15 protein-coding genes are annotated in these 15,952 nt (G+C 66.2%); 6 read left to right on the top strand and 9 right to left on the bottom strand.

Annotation, left to right across the window (positions count from 1 at the left end; all coding sequences use genetic code 11):
• The first annotated feature begins 277 nt into the window (after positions 1-277).
• Positions 278-1,711, top strand: coding sequence for an amidase (locus GRI75_RS05715; RefSeq protein WP_160745974.1), 1,434 nt, complete (start codon positions 278-280; stop codon positions 1,709-1,711).
• 28 nt (positions 1,712-1,739) lie between these two features.
• On the opposite strand, the gene GRI75_RS05720 is transcribed toward GRI75_RS05715, so the two are convergent.
• From GRI75_RS05720 to GRI75_RS05730, 3 genes are all read right to left on the bottom strand, one after another.
• Positions 1,740-2,177, bottom strand: coding sequence for a DUF411 domain-containing protein (locus tag GRI75_RS05720; RefSeq protein WP_235911344.1), 438 nt, complete (start codon positions 2,175-2,177; stop codon positions 1,740-1,742).
• Positions 2,178-2,182: 5 nt separating this feature from the next.
• Positions 2,183-2,377, bottom strand: a complete 195-nt coding sequence (locus GRI75_RS05725) for a hypothetical protein (protein WP_160745975.1) — start codon at positions 2,375-2,377, stop codon at positions 2,183-2,185.
• A 97-nt stretch (positions 2,378-2,474) separates the two neighbouring features.
• A complete protein-coding gene (locus tag GRI75_RS05730; protein WP_407925130.1) occupies positions 2,475-3,365 on the bottom strand; it encodes a LysR family transcriptional regulator in 891 nt (296 codons plus the stop codon).
• 101 nt (positions 3,366-3,466) lie between these two features.
• Here GRI75_RS05730 and GRI75_RS05735 point away from each other — a divergent pair, with 101 nt between their 5' ends.
• Complete coding sequence (locus GRI75_RS05735; protein ID WP_160745976.1) at positions 3,467-4,162, top strand: pirin family protein; 696 nt, start codon at positions 3,467-3,469, stop codon at positions 4,160-4,162.
• A gap of 74 nt (positions 4,163-4,236) precedes the next feature.
• Positions 4,237-4,806, top strand: a complete 570-nt coding sequence (locus tag GRI75_RS05740; protein WP_160745977.1) for an NADPH-dependent FMN reductase — start codon at positions 4,237-4,239, stop codon at positions 4,804-4,806.
• A 44-nt stretch (positions 4,807-4,850) separates the two neighbouring features.
• Here GRI75_RS05740 and GRI75_RS05745 read toward each other — a convergent pair whose 3' ends face one another.
• From GRI75_RS05745 to GRI75_RS05755, 3 genes are read right to left on the bottom strand one after another with little or no spacing between them, the layout of a single operon-like run.
• Positions 4,851-7,304 carry a TonB-dependent receptor gene (locus GRI75_RS05745; RefSeq protein WP_160745978.1) on the bottom strand — a complete coding sequence of 818 codons (2,454 nt, stop codon included), beginning with the start codon at positions 7,302-7,304 and terminating at the stop codon, positions 4,851-4,853.
• A gap of 52 nt (positions 7,305-7,356) precedes the next feature.
• A complete protein-coding gene (locus tag GRI75_RS05750) occupies positions 7,357-8,400 on the bottom strand; it encodes an amidohydrolase family protein (RefSeq protein ID WP_160745979.1) in 1,044 nt (347 codons plus the stop codon).
• Between the two features lie 2 nt (positions 8,401-8,402).
• A complete protein-coding gene (locus GRI75_RS05755) occupies positions 8,403-9,644 on the bottom strand; it encodes an MFS transporter (protein WP_160745980.1) in 1,242 nt (413 codons plus the stop codon).
• Positions 9,645-9,767: 123 nt separating this feature from the next.
• Here GRI75_RS05755 and GRI75_RS05760 point away from each other — a divergent pair, with 123 nt between their 5' ends.
• A complete protein-coding gene (locus GRI75_RS05760) occupies positions 9,768-10,421 on the top strand; it encodes a TetR/AcrR family transcriptional regulator (RefSeq protein ID WP_160745981.1) in 654 nt (217 codons plus the stop codon).
• Here the strand turns inward: GRI75_RS05760 and GRI75_RS05765 are convergent.
• A complete protein-coding gene (locus GRI75_RS05765) occupies positions 10,402-10,974 on the bottom strand; it encodes a peptidase S14 (protein ID WP_160745982.1) in 573 nt (190 codons plus the stop codon). The genes GRI75_RS05760 and GRI75_RS05765 overlap by 20 nt on opposite strands.
• 183 nt (positions 10,975-11,157) lie before the next feature.
• Between GRI75_RS05765 and GRI75_RS05770 the strand changes: the two genes are divergently transcribed.
• Positions 11,158-11,439, top strand: a complete 282-nt coding sequence (locus GRI75_RS05770) for a hypothetical protein (RefSeq protein ID WP_160745983.1) — start codon at positions 11,158-11,160, stop codon at positions 11,437-11,439.
• A gap of 4 nt (positions 11,440-11,443) precedes the next feature.
• The gene (locus GRI75_RS05775) at positions 11,444-13,315 is read left to right on the top strand and encodes a M61 family metallopeptidase (protein WP_160745984.1); all 1,872 of its coding nucleotides are present in this window, start codon (positions 11,444-11,446) and stop codon (positions 13,313-13,315) included.
• 13 nt (positions 13,316-13,328) lie between these two features.
• On the opposite strand, the gene GRI75_RS05780 is transcribed toward GRI75_RS05775, so the two are convergent.
• Together GRI75_RS05780 and GRI75_RS05785 are read right to left on the bottom strand one after the other, a co-directional pair.
• A complete protein-coding gene (locus tag GRI75_RS05780; RefSeq protein WP_160745985.1) occupies positions 13,329-13,529 on the bottom strand; it encodes a hypothetical protein in 201 nt (66 codons plus the stop codon).
• A gap of 762 nt (positions 13,530-14,291) precedes the next feature.
• A complete protein-coding gene (locus tag GRI75_RS05785; RefSeq protein ID WP_160745986.1) occupies positions 14,292-15,683 on the bottom strand; it encodes an MFS transporter in 1,392 nt (463 codons plus the stop codon).
• Positions 15,684-15,952 lie beyond the last annotated feature (269 nt).

The raw sequence follows: 15,952 nt of genomic DNA on the forward strand, positions 1-15,952 counted from the left end.
CCTCCGACTTGCGACTGGAGACAGCTGCCACGGCCGCACCGCGCGTTTTTTGCGGAGCCCTACTCTCATCGAAAAGAGTTAAGGAAAAGAAACCGTTGTTGCATGGCCGGCTTCGTCGTTCGCTCCCGAAATGTCGACGAGCCGACTGAAAATACTGGCCTGGGCTCGTTACGGCGCGTTTTGCATCGCAGCGGAAAGCCAGGGCTCTTGGCAACCGGCGAAGTAGGGCCTTAGGATGCGAGCGATCGCCATCCGGCGACACGGGGAGGACTACACAATGCCCGATGACCAGCTTGCTTTTGCCACTGCCACCGAACAGCTGCGCATGCTCGACCGCCGCGAAGTCAGCGCAAGCGAGCTGCTGGAGCTCTACCTCGACCGTATCGAGCGGCTGGACGGCAACTATAACCTGGTCGTGGCGTTCGATCGCGAGCGAGCCCGCGCAACGGCGGCCGATATCGACTTGCGGCGTGAACGCGGTGACGCGCTGGGGCCGCTCGCCGGCTTGCCGATTACGGTGAAGGACTCCTTCGAAGTCGTCGGCATGCCGGCGACGTGCGGCCTCGAACACTTGCGCGACCACCGGCCCGACCAGGACGCCGATGCAGTCGCCCGGCTGCGCGGAGCGGGCGTGAACGTGTTCGGCAAGACCAACCTGCCCGCCGGAGCCAGCGACTGGCAGTCGTTCAACCCGATCTACGGGATCAGCCGCAATCCCTGGAATCCGGATCGCACCGTGGGCGGCTCATCGGGCGGCGCGGCCGGCGCAGTTGCGGCGGGTTTTACTTCGTTCGAGCTTGGTAGCGACATCGGCGGTTCGATCCGCATCCCTTCCCACTTCTGCGGCGTGTTCGGCCACAAGCCGACTTACGGGCTGGTGTCGACGCGCGGGCAGATCCCCCCGCCCCCCGGCGCGCTCAGCCAGCCGGAGCTTGGCGTTGCCGGGCCGATCGCCCGCAGCGCGGACGATCTCGCGCTCGTGCTGTCGGTGCTGGCGGGGAAAACCCTGGCGCCTGCGCGTCACGAGCAGCTCGGAGATTTCCGCGTCGGCGTGTGGATGGGCGACGGCGCCTATCGCGTGGACGGCGCCTATCGCGGCGCGCTCGAAGCCTACATTGCAGACTTGCGGCGCGCGGGTGCTTCGATCGAAGAGGTTGGCCTGCCGGTCGACCCACAGGAGAGCTACGAGACTTATCTGCAAGTGCTGTTCGCCCTCGTCGGCGCTCCCGCTCCGCAGGAGGCGGATGCTTTCGAGCGGCTCGCCGATCAGGACGAAACCGGCATGGCCGCCAAGCTGGCCCGCTACATGCGCACGTCGCTGGGCGAATGGTTCGAGCTGGCAGAGAAGCGGGAGCACTTGTTCCGGGCCTGGGCGCGGTTCTTCGGCCAGTACGACCTGCTTGTCTGCCCCGCCGTGCCGGTCGTGGCGTTCCCGCACATGGCGGAAGGGAGTGGGGTCCACTCGGACCAGTTGTTCCGCCGCGTCACTATCGACGGAGAGCCGGCGCCGTACCTCGACTTCACCTGGCAGGGCCTCGCCCTCGTGGCGAACTTGCCGGCTACGGTGATGCCGACGGGGCACCTCGTCGACGGCCTGCCGACGGGGCTGCAGATCATCGGCCCTCATTCGGAGGACCTGACCGCCATCCGCTTTGCCGCCCTCGCGGCGCAGGCGGCAGGGGCTTACCTGCCGCCTCCTGCGCTTTCATGAGGGCAGCGCGAACGGAACGCGCCGTGATTTACGGGTAAGTGGCGAACACCCGCCGGCCGAAGTCACCGAAGGCGACGACCTGGTAAGGCTGCACGCGGCCGCCCGCTTCCATGCCGGGCGAGCCCAGCGGCATTCCGGCCACCGCGAGGCCCTTCACGCCTTCGGGGCGCTCGGCCAGGAGCCGACGGATCTCGCGGGCGGGAACGTGACCTTCGATCACGTAGCCTTCGACTTCCATCGTGTGGCAGGATGCGAGATCGTCCGGCAGTCCCTTGGCGCGCTTCACGGCGGCGATCTCCGGCTCGTCGCGCGCCGTGACTTCGTAGCCGAGTTCCCGATGCAGATGCTCGGCCCACTTCTCGCAGCATGGGCAACCGGGATCCCGCAGCATGACGTACGGCGCGGCCTGGGCCGCGCCGGTGCAGGCGGCGAGCAGAAGCGCGAGCGCGAGAGAAGGCGTGCGCATCACGGTCAGTGCGCGTGCGGCGCAGCCGGGGCCTGCTCGGCTTCGCCGTGACCTTCATGCCCTTCGTGGCCTTCGTGCTTCTCGCAGCAGTCACAGCCTTCCTTCATTTTCTCGCAGCACTCCATCTTCGGTGCTTCCTGCGCGTGAGCGACAGCGGGCAGACCCAGGAGGAACGCGGCGGCGATCGAAAGCTTCTTCATGATTTCTCCGTGCATGGTGCGCACTCGCGCGCTGGGGCTTGCGATAGCCCCGTTCGGCTGAACACAGCAACAACAACATCGCTCGGCTGCGGTGCCGTCAGCATCGCTCGATCAGGGCATCCAGCATCCAGGTCGTGGCCGGGCCGGGCCTGCTGTCCTTCCGCCAGAGCGCATGGAGCTGGTAGTGAATCTGCGCAGCCTCGGGCAGGCAGAGCGCGACGAGGCGGCCGGCCGACAGGTCCTCCAGCACGGCATGACGGGGCATGTTCCCCCAGCCGATCCCTTCCAGCAGCAGCGCGTGCTTCGCACCGAGGTCCGCCAGGCGCCAGGTGCGCGAGCTGAGGACGGAGAACTCCCTCCCCTCCGTCAGCGGCGACCGGTCGGTAAGGACGAGTTGGAGGTGCTCGCGCGTTTCTCCCGGAGCGATCTGCGGGAGCTGGGCCAGCGGGTGCCCGGGCGCGGCGACCGGGAGCAGCTCGACGGAGCCGACCGCGCGCCGCTCCAGCTCCGGCAAATCGAGGATGTCGGGCCCGGCAATCGCGAGGTCGGCCCGCTTGTCGAGGACCAGTGCCGCCACCGCGCCGAGAGCCTCTACATGGAGGCGCAGGTTCACGGTCGGGAACGCCTCCTGGAAGTCCCGCAGCACGCCGGCGACCGTGCGGCTCGGGACCATCACGTCCACCGCCAGCCCCACCTCGGTCTCCAGGCCCTGGCGAATGCCCCGCGCCCTCGCCACGAGCCCGTCGGCCTCGTCGGCGACTGCGCGGGCATCGGTCAGCAATGCCCGGCCGGCCTCGGTCAGCACGGGCTTGCGCGACCCTTCCCGGTCGAACAGCACAACGCCCAACTGCCCTTCCAGCGCTGAAATGCCGTAGCTCACCACCGACAGCGCGCGCCCGAGCTTCCGTGCCGCCCGGTTGAAACTTCCCTCGTCGGCAACGGCAAGGAAGATACGGAGTTGATCAAGGGTAGGCTGCCCGACGTCCACTATTCAACTCCATCGAACATTTTGGATGGCTTTATCTCACTTATCCTGTCGAGCCGCAACGCCCAGATAGGTGGCACGCAAGTCACTGAGGAGACCAAGCCATGATCGAACTTCGGCCATTCGCCAGCCTCGGCGCCGCCAACCACGGCTGGCTCGACGCCCACCACCACTTCTCCTTCGCCGATTACCACGACCCGGCGCGCACCAACTGGGGCCAGCTGCGGGTGTGGAACGACGACACGATCGCGCCTAAGTCCGGCTTCCCGCCGCACCCGCACCGCGACATGGAGATCATCACTTACGTCCGCAAAGGGGCGATCACCCACCAGGACAACCTGGGCAACACCGGCCGCACCGAAGCCGGCGACGTCCAGGTCATGTCCGCCGGAACCGGCGTGTCGCACGCGGAATACAACCTGGAAAACGAGACCACCCAGATCTTCCAGATCTGGATCATCCCGGACCAGCGCGGCGGCGAGCCGAGCTGGGGCGCGCGGCCTTTCCCGAAGGACGACCGGCACGGCCGCTTCGTGACCCTCGCATCGGGCATGGCCGGCGACGATGCGCTATCGATCCGCACCGAGGCGCGCGTTCTCGGCGCAACGGTAAAGGCCGGCGACAGCGTGGTCTACGACACCACGCCGGACCGCCATCTCTACCTGGTTCCGGCGACCGGCAAGGTCCGCATCGGCGAGATCGAGGTCAATGCCCGCGACGGGGCGGCGATCACCGGCCTGCAGCGGATCGAGATCACCGCGCTCGAAGACAGCGAACTGGTGCTGGTCGACGCCCGCTAACGCTTCCGGCCGGCAGCCTCATTACCCCCGCGAGGCTGCCGGCCCTCCCCTTCCCGCATAGGAAACGCTAAATCATGTCCAAGACCATCAACGTCGCCGTAGTCGTCGGCAGCCTGCGCAAGGATTCCGTCAACCGCAAGGCGGCCCTGGCGCTGGCCAAGCTCGCACCCGCGCACCTCGCGCTGAACATCGTCGAGATCGGCGATCTCGCGCTCTATGACGAGGACGTCGAGGCGGCCGGCACCCCCGAGCCCTGGGCCCGCTTCCGCGAGGAAATCCGCGCGAGTGATGCAGTCCTGTTCGTCACCCCCGAATACAATCGCTCGGTCCCCGGCGCGCTCAAGAACGCCATCGACGTGGGCTCTCGGCCTTACGGCAAGGCCGCCTGGTCGGGGAAGCCTGCCGCCATCATGAGCCTGTCTCCCGGCGCGCTCGGGGCGTTCGGCGCCAATCACCACTTGCGCCAGTCGCTGGTGTTCCTGAACATGCCCGTCCTGCAGCAGCCCGAAGCATACGTCGGCGGCGCATTCACGCTGTTCGACGAAACCGGCGAACTGGTGGAGGAAAGCACCAGGACGTTCTTCGCCGGCTTCATCCGGGCTTTCGCGGACTGGATCGACCGGACGGCCGTGCAGCCCGCGTAAGGCGGCGAGCCGGCCGCCGCCCCGCAGGTCCTTGCCCTGGCTCCCTAGAACTCCTTCTTCAGCGTCAGCGCCCATTCCCGGGGACGTCCCGGCTGGGCGCTGGCGACGCCCGCCGCCGCGGCGATCTCCACGGTCGTGAGGAAGTAGTATTCGTCGAACAGGTTGGTTACTTCGAGCGAGACCTGCAGATCGCGCGCTTCGTTGAGCCAGGTCAGTCGGGCGTTCGCCAAGACATAGTCCTCGATCTTGGTGTGCGGCACATTGACGGCCGTGCCCCACACGTCGGACTGGTAGGCTGCATCGAACCGCGGGGTCAGCGAGCCGGCGCCACCCAGCAGGATCTCGTACTGCGCGCCCACGCTCCACTTCCATTCGGGCGTATAGGGCGCACGCATGCCCAGCTGGACGCCGCCCGGATTGGTCGGACCACCGGCCTGCGGGTCGATCTCGGAGTATTGGAAGTCGAGGTAGCTGACGGCGCTGTCGATCAGCAGGCCCGGCGCAGGGCGAAGGTTGGCTTCGACTTCCACGCCCTTGATGTCCGCGCTGCCCACGTTCGCGGGAAGCCCGCAAGGGAATGGCGCGGTCGGCGGCACGGGCGGCGGGTTGAACTGCGGGCAGCGGTTCAGGATCAGCTGGATGTCGTTGTACTTGCTCGTGAACGCCGCCACGTTGAAGCGCAGCGCGCGGTCGAACAGGTCGGTCTTCAGGCCGACTTCCCAGGTCTCGAGCGTCTCCGGACCGAAGGGCTGGATCTGGGTGACCGCGAACGGCCGCGGGTTCACGCCCCCGCCCTTGAAGCCGGTCGAGAACTGGCCGTAGGCCATGATGTCCTCGTTCAGCTCGTACTGGACGGCCGCGCGATAATCGGTGCGGCTTCCGCGGTAACGCCCGGTCTGGTTGTGCAGCAGCGCGTTCTGCCCGGGGAGAAGCTGGCCCGTCCTGCTGAGGCGGGAATAGGTGTAGTCCTTGCCCTCTTCCGTGTAGCGGATGCCGCCGGTCAGCGTGAGCTGGTCGGTGACGTTCCAGCCGAGATGGCCGAACACGGCCTTGGTGAAGGCAGGCACGGGATCGTTGCTGACGAATACCAGCGGCCCCGGCACGACATAACGCAGGTCCTGCTGTGCCGAGTAAAGCACGTCCTGGTCCATGTAGAAGCCGCCGACGGTGTAATCGATGGCCTCCTGCGCCAGCGAACCGTTGAGGCGGAGTTCCTGGCTGAACGCACTGAAGTCGAGGCTGTTGGGCCCGCCGAGCTGGTGCGACATCGGGGAGAGATCGTCTTCGTTGGAGAAGATCGATTCATAGGCGCGATAGGCGGTGATCGAGACCAGCTGCATGGAATCGCTGAGATCCCACTCGGCCTGGCCGGACACGCCCCAGCCCGTGAAGTCGACCCGGCCGGGGATTGTACGGCCCACCGCCGGCGGATCGTCCTGGATGCTGTAGGTCGAGTAGTTGCAGTACGGGCGGCAGATGAAGCGGGAGTCGAACCGCTGCGGCGTCGGGAACGGGTTCACGTCGCCCGCGCCGGTGTAGTTGGCGAACGTCAGCACCGATCCGGCGATTTCCCGGTCGTCACGGGTGAAGTCACCGATAATGTTGATTTCCAGGTCGTTCGTCGGGAGGAAGCGGAGCTGCCCGCGCACGGCCTGGTAGCCGACATCGCCTTGCCTGGAGAGCACGCAATCGTCGCCCGAAACGGTTGCGGGAATGCCCTGGCCGGGATTGACGCAGCCATAGTCGAGGCGATCGACATACCCCTCCTGGCTCCGGGCTACCCCCGCCATGCGCGCGTAAACATCTTCGGCCAGCGCGAAGTCTACGCTCGCCCGCAAATCCAGCCTGTCGCGGCTGCCGTAAGCCGCCTGCACATAGCCGGAGCCGTCGCCGGTGGGCCGCTTGGAATAAAGCTTCACCGCTCCGCCGATGGAATTCTTGCCGGCCAGCGTACCCTGCGGCCCGCGCAGGATTTCGACCCGTTCCAAGTCGAGAAGATCGATGATCGAACCGGTCAACGTCGAATAGTAGACATCGTCAACGTAAAGCCCGACGCCGGGCTCCAGCGCCGGATGGAAGTCGAACTGGCCTACGCCGCGGATATTGGCGGCCAGCGAAGGTCCATAAGAGGCGGCGTTCGACTTCAGGCTGACGCTGGGCGCCTGGCTGGCGATGTCCGCCACGGTGGTCTGGCTGCGGGCCTCCAGCATCGCCGCCGAGACCGCGGTGATCGCCAGCGGGGTCTCCTGAAGGTTCTGCTCCCTGAACTGCGCCGTGACGATGATTTCCTCGACGCCCGCGCCTCTCGTGTCCTGCGGGCCGGGGCTGTTCGCGTCACCCGCCTGCGCCGCCGCTGCTTCCTCTGCCGGAGCAGGATCGGCCGACGATTGCGTCTCCGGCGCCTGTGCGAACGCGGGGGCGCTTGCTGCTGCCGCAGCCGCAACGATCAGCGCATTCGTGCTCGCTCCCCGCAATGCCCTCGCAAAGCTATACCGCATCAGACATCTCCCCATTTCTTTTCGTATCGTTCAATGCGCCGGAGTGGCGAAATCAGTCGTCCTTGGCAGGCGCGATGTGGAACACCCGCTCCGCATTGCGATGATAGACTTTGGCCATCTCTTCCGCGTCGAGCGGGGCTGCATCCATGAACTCGACCGCCGGCTGCGTAGGCTGGTAGGGATAGTCGATCGCCCACATCACATTGTCGACGCCGAGCTTGTCGATCGAGTACCGCAGCGCCAAGGGATCCTCGACCCCGCTGGTCGTGATCAGAAAATTGCGCTGGAAGTATTCGTCCATCGTCAGTTCGGTCTTGCGGGCGAGGCCGATCTGCTGCGCGCGCTTGTTCATGAAGGCTATGCGCCAGATCCAGAACGGGATCGCCTCGCCCATATGCCCGATGCAGATCTTGAGGTTCGGGAAGCGGTCGAACACGCCGCCGGCCATCATTCGGACCACGTGCGTGCCGACCTCGACACCGTAGCCCCACATGGCGCTGTCCATGCCATAGTCCTGCAAAGGACCCTTGAGCGTGTCCGACGCAGCGCGGGGGTGAATGTAGAGCACACGGTCGAGCGCTTCCGCCGTCTCGAGGATCGGCCAGAACTTGGGATCGTCGAGGTACTCGCCATAAGTATGGCTGTTGACCATGAACCCGTTGAGCTTGAGCTCCGTGATGGCCCGCTCCATCTCCCGCGCCGCCCGCTTCGGGCTGTGCGGAGCGAAGCTGGCGAGGCCGGCGAAGCGGTCCGGGCGCCGGGCGCAGACATCGGCGAGGTAGTCGTTCGCAAGCGCGGCAAGATCGGTGGCGGTGTCGGCGTCGAACATCTGCACGCCGGGCGCGGTGAGCGATAGCAACTGCACGTCCACGCCGAACTCGTCCATTTGCCGCAGCCGTTCGCCTTCGATGTCGAGCAAGCCATCGAGGAAGCTCATGCGGGCATAGCCGGTGGTGTCGCTTTCCGCATCGTAGATGCCGGCGCACAGCAGGCGGTCCAGGCTCTGCGACGGGCCGCGGACGACATCCCGCAGCGCTTCGGCGACTTCGGGAATGGAGAAAGCTTCTTCTGTGGCGATGCGGCGTATGCGGGTCATGCTCATCTTTCTTCCAGGGTTGAGGGATTGGCTTTCATCGCGCGGGCCAGCCAGGCGGCGGCAAGCGCCGCGACGAGCATCGGCGCCACGGCGACGAAGAAGAGATCGCGCGGATCGGTCAGGCCGACCATGATGGCTAGCGAGCCCACCAGCGGCCCTGCGATAGAGCCCAGCCGGCCGATGCCGAAGGCCCAGCCCAGCCCGGTGGCACGCAAGGCGGTGGGGTAGCTGTCCCCTGCGGCGCCGTTGATCGCGTTCTGGGTTCCGGTCACCAGCAGGCCCACCAGGATGATCAGCGCGGTGATCGCGAAAGTCGACCACTCCCGTGCGCCCAGCGCGACCAGGGAGGCCCCGGCCAGCCCGGCGAACAGGACCACCACCGGCCAGCGCAGCCGCCCCAGAAGCAAGCTGGCGATCACTCCGCCCACCACTCCGCCTGCGTGATAGGCAGAGCCGATCCAGGCCGCCTGCGCCGGGGAGAAGCCGCTGTCGCTCATCAGCAGCGGGATCCAGCCGCTGAGCAGATAGACGTTCATCAGGACGCACGCGAAGATGAGCCAGATGGCAAGCGTTCGCCCGCGGGCTCCGTTTTTGAACAAGGCGCGTGGCCCGGGTCGGGTTTGGGGCCGGGTCTCGGGCCGCGCTTCCCTGGCGAGCGCCGGACTCTCCGGAAGGAACACCGCCAGCACCAGCGCGATCGCGAAGGGCAGGATGCCTCCCACCACGAACAAGGATTGCCAGCCGTAAGACGGGATCAGCCGTGCCGCCACGATCCCGGCGAGAACTCCGCCAAGAGTGATGCCGATGCCGACGAGGCCCATGGCGCGGGCGCGGCGCGCCGGACTGGCGAGTTCCCCGGCCAGAGCGATGGCGTTGGGCAACACGCCGCCGAGCCCGACGCCGATCAAGAAGCGCAGCACGATCAGCTGGCCGAGCGACTGCGCCGCCGCCGCGATCAGCGAGAGCAGCCCGTAGGCCACGCAGCAGGCGACGATCAGGCGCTTGCGCCCCATCCGGTCGCCCAGCGGTCCGACGAAGGCTGCGCCGACGAGAACCCCGACAAGGCTGGCACTGAGGAACGGCCCCACTTGCGCACGCTCCAGGCCGAAACTCTCGACCAGGTCCGGCGCGGCGAAGTTGGCGGCCTGCAGGTCGAATCCTTCGACCACCAGAGCGAGCAGGATCAGCGAGAAGTGGAGTGCTCCTCCCCTTCCCCTCTCAACGGACTGAGCGGCGTGGGCCATTCGACTCTCTCCCCGCAGTGATGTAGAACCATAATTCTAATTCGAGTCAAGCAGCCTGTCCCGCTCCTTCGAGGCGCGGGTCCGGCATCACGGGAATGGCTGGGGGAGGCTGAACGGATCATCATGACGAACGGGATCGCTGCCCATCGCGCGCCGCAGCAAAAGCGCAGCCTGGCCGCCACTCAGCGTATGCTGGAGGCTGGCCGCGAGCTTCTAAATGACCGGGATATCGACCAGATTTCGGTGCAGGACATCGTCCGCGTCGCCGGAACTTCGGTCGGCAGTTTCTATCACAATTTCGGAACGAAAGACCGGTTCTTCGCCACTCTCGTCCAGGAAATGGCGACCAATCGCGAAGCGATCGCGATGGCGAACTTCGCCGGCACGCCTTTCGACCAGCTTGCCAAAATCCTGGTGCACGGCGCGGTCGAGAACCATCGCCGCTATCAGGGCCTGCTCCGCTCGACGATCCGCCAGCACCTCAGCGGCTCGCCCGTGTGGGAGCCGATCACCGTGATGGGCCAGCACATCACGGAGGAGTACATCCGCCGCCTGGAGCTGCATCTCGAACGGCCGCTCAAGGCTCGCGAGAAGGAGCGCGTCGCCTTCGCCTTCGTCTGGCTGTACGGAATACTGGCGCAGAGCGTGCTCGGCCTCAACACGCTCAGCGCCTATCGAATTCCCGACGAGCTGTTCGAGGAAGAGACGACGCACATCTTCTCGTCGCTCCTCCAGCGCGCCGTGCCCGAGAAGCCCGTCAGATCACGTCCGCGATGAGCCCCAGCGAACGTGCTTCGGACGCTTCGATGTACCAGTTGGACGGGGCGCGGCGGAGGACCTCCTCGATCGTGACCTGCGATCCGCGGACGAGGTTCTCGAAGCCTTCGTTCTGGATCGCGATGGACGCCTGAAGCTCATGGAGCTTGGCCTCGACCGAAGCGATGCACGTGGTCAGCGGGCCATTGAGGCCGAGCGTGCAGTTCATCAGGCGCTCGTGGATCATCAGCCGGGTGCCGCGGCTGAGATAGCGGTTCTCGCGGGCGAAGAAGCTCATGAACGTCGTGCCCGCCGAGTAGATCGCCGCCTTGCCGAGGAAGACGATCCGCCGACCGGGATTGATGTCGCTGTGGAAGCGGACATCCTCCCCCATCATTCGTGCCACTTCCGGGTCGCCGCCGAGGGTCGACAACTCGACGACGCAAAGCCCCTCTTGCGGGGCTTTGTTGAGTTGGTCGCGGAAACTCGCGTACATCGCCTGGTCTACCGGCCCGGCTAGGAGGACGGCAGGCGCTCGGAAATCGGCGGGTTCGAGTATGCTGTCGTGCGTCATGTACCAAGATCTCCCAAGGCGCCAAGTCAAATCGCACCCGTATGTAGATCAGCATTGACCCCGTTCAAGGTTATTCTTCCATCTTCCGCACGGGTTGAGAATTGCTTATCAAAACCCAAGTATATCAAATGTTAATGACGCATCTCTCGGGAACCTCTTCGTCCCTGGACCATTTACGCGCGGATGGAACTTATCGAAAAATCCGAACTCCGCCGAAGAGTTCGCAAGCCCCAGGGCGCCGCAATGGTCGTCCGCAACGACGGATCGCGCACCCTGGAGATCATCGGCCAATTGCCGTTCGACCGCGTGCGACTGATGCCCGGAGAGGCATTGGAAATCGATGCCTCCCAACTGGGCAGCGCGGCCAGCATCACCGTGTACGACGGCGGGCTGCAGATCGACTACGGATCGCCCCCGCGGAACGAGCTTCGCGAGTCCAACCGCTCACGCCGCGTGAACGCCTGAGCGAATGCTTCAAAGCGAGAGCCTGCCGCAGCCGCTTGCGCAGCCGCCATCCATAGAGGAACCCCGCGACGTCGAGTACGCGGGCCCGATCGGCTTGCACGTCGACGCCACCGATGTGGTGCGGCGCATCTTCAGCGTGCGCGAGACCATCCCGGTCGTCGGACCCGGCGAGCTGACCCTGCTCTATCCCCGCTGGCTCCCCGGCTATCACGCGCCCCAGGCGCCGATCGAGCTTCTGGCGGGGCTGGAATTCACGGCGGGCGGCCAGGCGCTATGCTGGCGAAGGCATCCGACAGAGATCAACGCCTTCCATGTCGATGTCCCGGAAGGCTGCTCCAGGATCGAAGCGAAGTTCCAGTTCCTTTCGCCGACGGACAGTTCGCAGGGCCGCGAGATCGTCAGCCCCGAACTGCTCAACCTGCAGTGGAACACCGTAGCCCTGTACCCCGCGGGGCATTTCGCCCGGCAGATCACCGTCGAGCCTGAACTGGCTCTGCCCGAGGGATGGGAGTTCGCCTGCGCTTTGCAGACGGCCTCGCAAGATGGCGGCACGATCAGGTTCGCGCCAGTCGCCCTCGACGTGCTGGTGGATTCGCCTGTCTTCGCCGGAGCGCACTTCCGGCGCATCGGGCTCGACGACCGTGAGCAGGTCTGGCTCAACATTGTCGCCGACCGGCCCGATCTGCTCGAAGCGACCGACGAGCAGATCGAACCGCACCGCGAGCTCATCCGCCAGGCCGACCGTCTGTTCGGAGCGCGGCATTTCGACCGCTACGACGTGCTGCTCGCGCTCAGCGACGAGATCGGCTCGATCGGCGTCGAACATCACCGTTCGTGCGAGGCGGCCAGCATTCGCGGCTACTTCGCGCAATGGGACCAGACTTTCGCACGGCGCGACACGATCCCGCATGAATACGTGCACAGCTGGAACGGCAAGTACCGGCGCGGCGCGGACTCCTGGACTCCGAGCTTCGAAAAGCCGATCCGCAACAGCCTGATGTGGGTCTACGAAGGGCAGACCCAGTACTGGGACAAAGTTCTTTGCGCGCGCTCCGGCCTGTGGACCAGGGACCAGGCGCTCGCGTCATTCGCGGAAATCGCCGCCACGCACGAGATCCGCGCCGGCAGCCGCTGGCGGCCGCTGAGTGACACCACGCGCGACCCCATGATCGCCGGCCGCGCGCCGCTACCGTGGCCGAGCTGGCAGCGCAGCGAGGACTACTACACCGAAGGCGCGCTGATCTGGCTCGAAGCCGACACGCGCATTCGCGAGCTCACTGGAAGCGCTCGCTCGCTCGACGATTTCGCCCGCCGCTTCTTCGGCATGGACGACGGGTCGTGGATCACCAACACCTACACGTTCGACGATGTCGTCGGCACGCTCGAGAAGATCGCCCCCTTCGACTGGCGCGGCTTCTTCGACGAGAGGCTGCACGCGACCACCACCGGGGCTCCGCTGGGCGGAATCGACCGGGGTGGGTACCGGCTGGTCTACAAGGATCACCAGAGCGACTACCAGATCAGCAAGGAGACCGTCTTCGGCGTGACGAACCTGCTGTTCTCGGTTGGCCTGATGCTTTCGCACGACGGCGGGATCACGGAAGTGCTGTGGGAAGGCCCGGCCTTCCGTGCCGGCCTGACTGCAGGAAACAAGCTGCTGTCCGTGAACGGGCGGGCCTACGCCGCCGACGAACTGAAGGCGGCGATCTCCGCTGCCGCGCAAGGCGAGCCGATCCAACTCACCGTGCAAGCCGGCAAGCGGACGCGCGAGGTGACGATCGACTGCCCGGGCGGCCACCGCTACCCGCACCTGGAGCAGCACGGCGGAAGCCCGCGCCTGCTCGACGACATCCTGGCGCCGCTGCCCGGCGGCTAAGCCGCTCCGAGGATCAGTCCTTCAGAGTGACCCACACGTCCACCGGCGCGACGAACTTCCCGGGCGCCGGCTTGCCCACGTCGATGCGCTCGGCAGTCACCAGCTCCCCCGTCTCGAGGTTGAAGCTCGCCCACGGCTTGGGCATCCGCCCGAAGGTCATCTTCTGGATCGGCCGCCCGGTGGCGGTGTTCATGATAGTCGCGATGATTGCCATCCGCCGCCGCTAGTCCAGCGGCTGCGGCGCTGTCCAGCCGGGGGAATGGTTCCTCAACGGCCCCGATGGGCATTGCTGCAAATTTTTCCTCCGGCGGCCAAGGCTGCCCGGCAAGGGCTCCGTCGTGCAGGTATAAACGACCAGGCACACCCTCTTGTGTCCTGCGCCTCCGGTGGCGGTATCCCCCGGGGGCCAGGCGCAATCGCCGGCAGCGCACTCTCGTACCCCCCACCGTCCCGCGCTGCCGGCGTCTTTTCCCGAATTCGGCGCGCGCGCCCGCCCCTCCTTTTCAAAGGAGGAGGCTTTGGATCGGGGTTTGGCTCACACGAAGGCACGAAGGGATGCATCTTCGTGGCTTAGTGTGAGGAATTTTTGCGCACGCGGAGGCGCAGAGGCGCGGAGGAGGTTTCTTCTCACGCAAAGGCGCGAAGGCGCAAAGAAGGGGTGACGGGAGGGATTGGATAGCGGCTTCGCCGCAAGACTCTTTGCGCCTTTGCGCCTTTGCGTGAGAATCTTCTTCTCTGCGCCTCAGCGCCTCTGCCAGCGCAAAAACCTCCGCGGCTCCGCGCCTTTGCGTGAGCCCTACCGCCCCTCCTCTTCAGAGGAGGGGCAAGCGAGACTTGGTGAGCCGAAGGCGAGCCTAGTCGCAGCGGGGTGGTGCTGAGGCAGGCGAGACGTTCACTGCGCCTCCACCACCCTTGGGCCCCCTCCTCTGGAAGCGAAGCTGTCCCGAAGGGACAACAGGAGGGGGCTTTTTGCCGGCTATTCGGCCGGTTCGAGAGCCGGCTCTGCCTCCGCGGCGCGTTCGGCGAGCAGGCGCTTGGCGAAGAAGGCCAGCGCCACGATGCCCAGGACCACGCCGGCGAGGCACAGGGCGGTGAAGTTGTACCCATCGAGCACCGCCTGGCGGTCCGCCAGGAAGTAGTACCCGCCGACGATCGGTGCCGCGACGGCCGCCAGCTTGGCCATGAAGCTGGCCCAGCCGCCGCCGGTCGAGCGCACCGCGCTGGGGTAGTACACCGAAGTCATCGAGATCACCGCCGCGTGGCCCACGCCGATGGTGATGCCGCCGAGCAGGATCACCGGGATGAACAGCGGCCCGCCGTCGATCAGGCCGGAGCCGATCAGGAGCGCGAGTGGTACGCCGATCAGCGGCGCCAGGGCGATCCAGATCGGGCCGCGCTTCTCGGTGTACATCAGCAGGATCACGCCGCCGATGGCGCCGAGCAGGCCGTTGATGGAGGCCAGGTCGGCCGCCATCGTCCGCTCGATCCCCAGCGTCTCCATGAACAGCACGCCGAAGGCCGACTTCAGGTAGATCGCGAAGGTGCTGAAGAAGTACGTGATCCAGATCACCGGCGTGATGAACACCAGCGCGCCGCGGAACAGGGCCGCCGACTTGGCCCAGGGGGATTCGCCGGAAGTCTTGCGCTCGTCCGACAGGACCAGCTCGGTGTAGCCGGCCTGACCCACGCCGGGATCGAACCGGCTCAGCAGCGGCAGGACTTGCGCCGTCGGCCTGCCTTTGGCGACCATCCAGCGCACGCTCTCCGGCAAGGTGAACTGCAACACCACGGCGAGCGCCAGCGTCGCCGCGCCGGAGACCCAGAACACGGCTTCCCAGCCATAGTCCGGGGCCACGAAGTTGGTCACCTGGCCGGCCGCCGCACCGCCGGCGGAGAAGCCGAGCATGATGATGGTCACTGCCGTGGCCTTCTTGCCGGCGGGCATCGATTCGATGTTGAGCGACCAGATCGGCGCCAGCAGCCCGCCGATCGCCAGGCCGCCGAGGAAACGCAGCACGATGAGCATTTCGGGTGTGCCGGCGAAACCGGTCACGAACGTCAGCAGCGCGCTCAACACGGTGCACCACAGGATCACGGGGCGCCGCCCGACGATATCGGCGATGTAGGATCCCACGAGCGAGCCGACCATCTGCCCGGCGAAAGCCGCCGAGCTGACGAAGCCGGTCATCTCATCGGTCAGCGCCATCTGCTCGCGCAGGTAGGGCAGCGTGAAGGCGATGAGCGAGAAATCGAGCCCGTCGAAAAACGTGACCAGGCAGGAGATGATCAGCAGCCGCTTGTGAAACGGCGTCATTCCCTTGTTGAGAAAAGCCGACACGTCGAGCGTGCGGCCGGGGGTAGTGGCCATGTGGTTCTCTCTCCAAAAACTTTCAACGTCGGTTCACGTTTTCCGGGCGTTCCCGGCTATATTCTTGGGCTCGTCGAGCCACCCCCTGCACAATGGATTGTTAGCGAGCTATTTGGCAAGCGCCACCTCACTCGTTTGCGCCCCCGCGACCGCCGCATCGTCGCTCAGGTGCGCGCCCTGCTGGCGCAGCAGCTGGCGCACTTCGCCCACGTCGACCGCGCGCGGCTGCACGCCGCGGTTGGCCGCGACCGCCGCGGCGGCGCCGGCGG

It is taken from the genome of Croceibacterium soli, assembly GCF_009828065.1.
GTDB lineage: Bacteria > Pseudomonadota > Alphaproteobacteria > Sphingomonadales > Sphingomonadaceae > Croceibacterium_B > Croceibacterium_B soli.

Excerpts from the sequence above, each read along its gene's own strand:
- GRI75_RS05715 (WP_160745974.1), top strand. The coding sequence starts at position 278 with ATGCCCGATGACCAGCTTGCTTTTGCCACTGCCACCGAACAGCTGCGC.
- GRI75_RS05720 (WP_235911344.1), bottom strand. The coding sequence starts at position 2,177 with ATGCGCACGCCTTCTCTCGCGCTCGCGCTTCTGCTCGCCGCCTGCACC.
- GRI75_RS05725 (WP_160745975.1), bottom strand. The coding sequence starts at position 2,377 with ATGAAGAAGCTTTCGATCGCCGCCGCGTTCCTCCTGGGTCTGCCCGCT.
- GRI75_RS05735 (WP_160745976.1), top strand. The coding sequence starts at position 3,467 with ATGATCGAACTTCGGCCATTCGCCAGCCTCGGCGCCGCCAACCACGGC.
- GRI75_RS05740 (WP_160745977.1), top strand. The coding sequence starts at position 4,237 with ATGTCCAAGACCATCAACGTCGCCGTAGTCGTCGGCAGCCTGCGCAAG.
- GRI75_RS05745 (WP_160745978.1), bottom strand. The coding sequence starts at position 7,304 with ATGCGGTATAGCTTTGCGAGGGCATTGCGGGGAGCGAGCACGAATGCG.
- GRI75_RS05750 (WP_160745979.1), bottom strand. The coding sequence starts at position 8,400 with ATGACCCGCATACGCCGCATCGCCACAGAAGAAGCTTTCTCCATTCCC.
- GRI75_RS05755 (WP_160745980.1), bottom strand. The coding sequence starts at position 9,644 with ATGGCCCACGCCGCTCAGTCCGTTGAGAGGGGAAGGGGAGGAGCACTC.
- GRI75_RS05760 (WP_160745981.1), top strand. The coding sequence starts at position 9,768 with ATGACGAACGGGATCGCTGCCCATCGCGCGCCGCAGCAAAAGCGCAGC.
- GRI75_RS05765 (WP_160745982.1), bottom strand. The coding sequence starts at position 10,974 with ATGACGCACGACAGCATACTCGAACCCGCCGATTTCCGAGCGCCTGCC.
- GRI75_RS05770 (WP_160745983.1), top strand. The coding sequence starts at position 11,158 with ATGGAACTTATCGAAAAATCCGAACTCCGCCGAAGAGTTCGCAAGCCC.
- GRI75_RS05775 (WP_160745984.1), top strand. The coding sequence starts at position 11,444 with ATGCTTCAAAGCGAGAGCCTGCCGCAGCCGCTTGCGCAGCCGCCATCC.
- GRI75_RS05780 (WP_160745985.1), bottom strand. The coding sequence starts at position 13,529 with ATGGCAATCATCGCGACTATCATGAACACCGCCACCGGGCGGCCGATC.
- GRI75_RS05785 (WP_160745986.1), bottom strand. The coding sequence starts at position 15,683 with ATGGCCACTACCCCCGGCCGCACGCTCGACGTGTCGGCTTTTCTCAAC.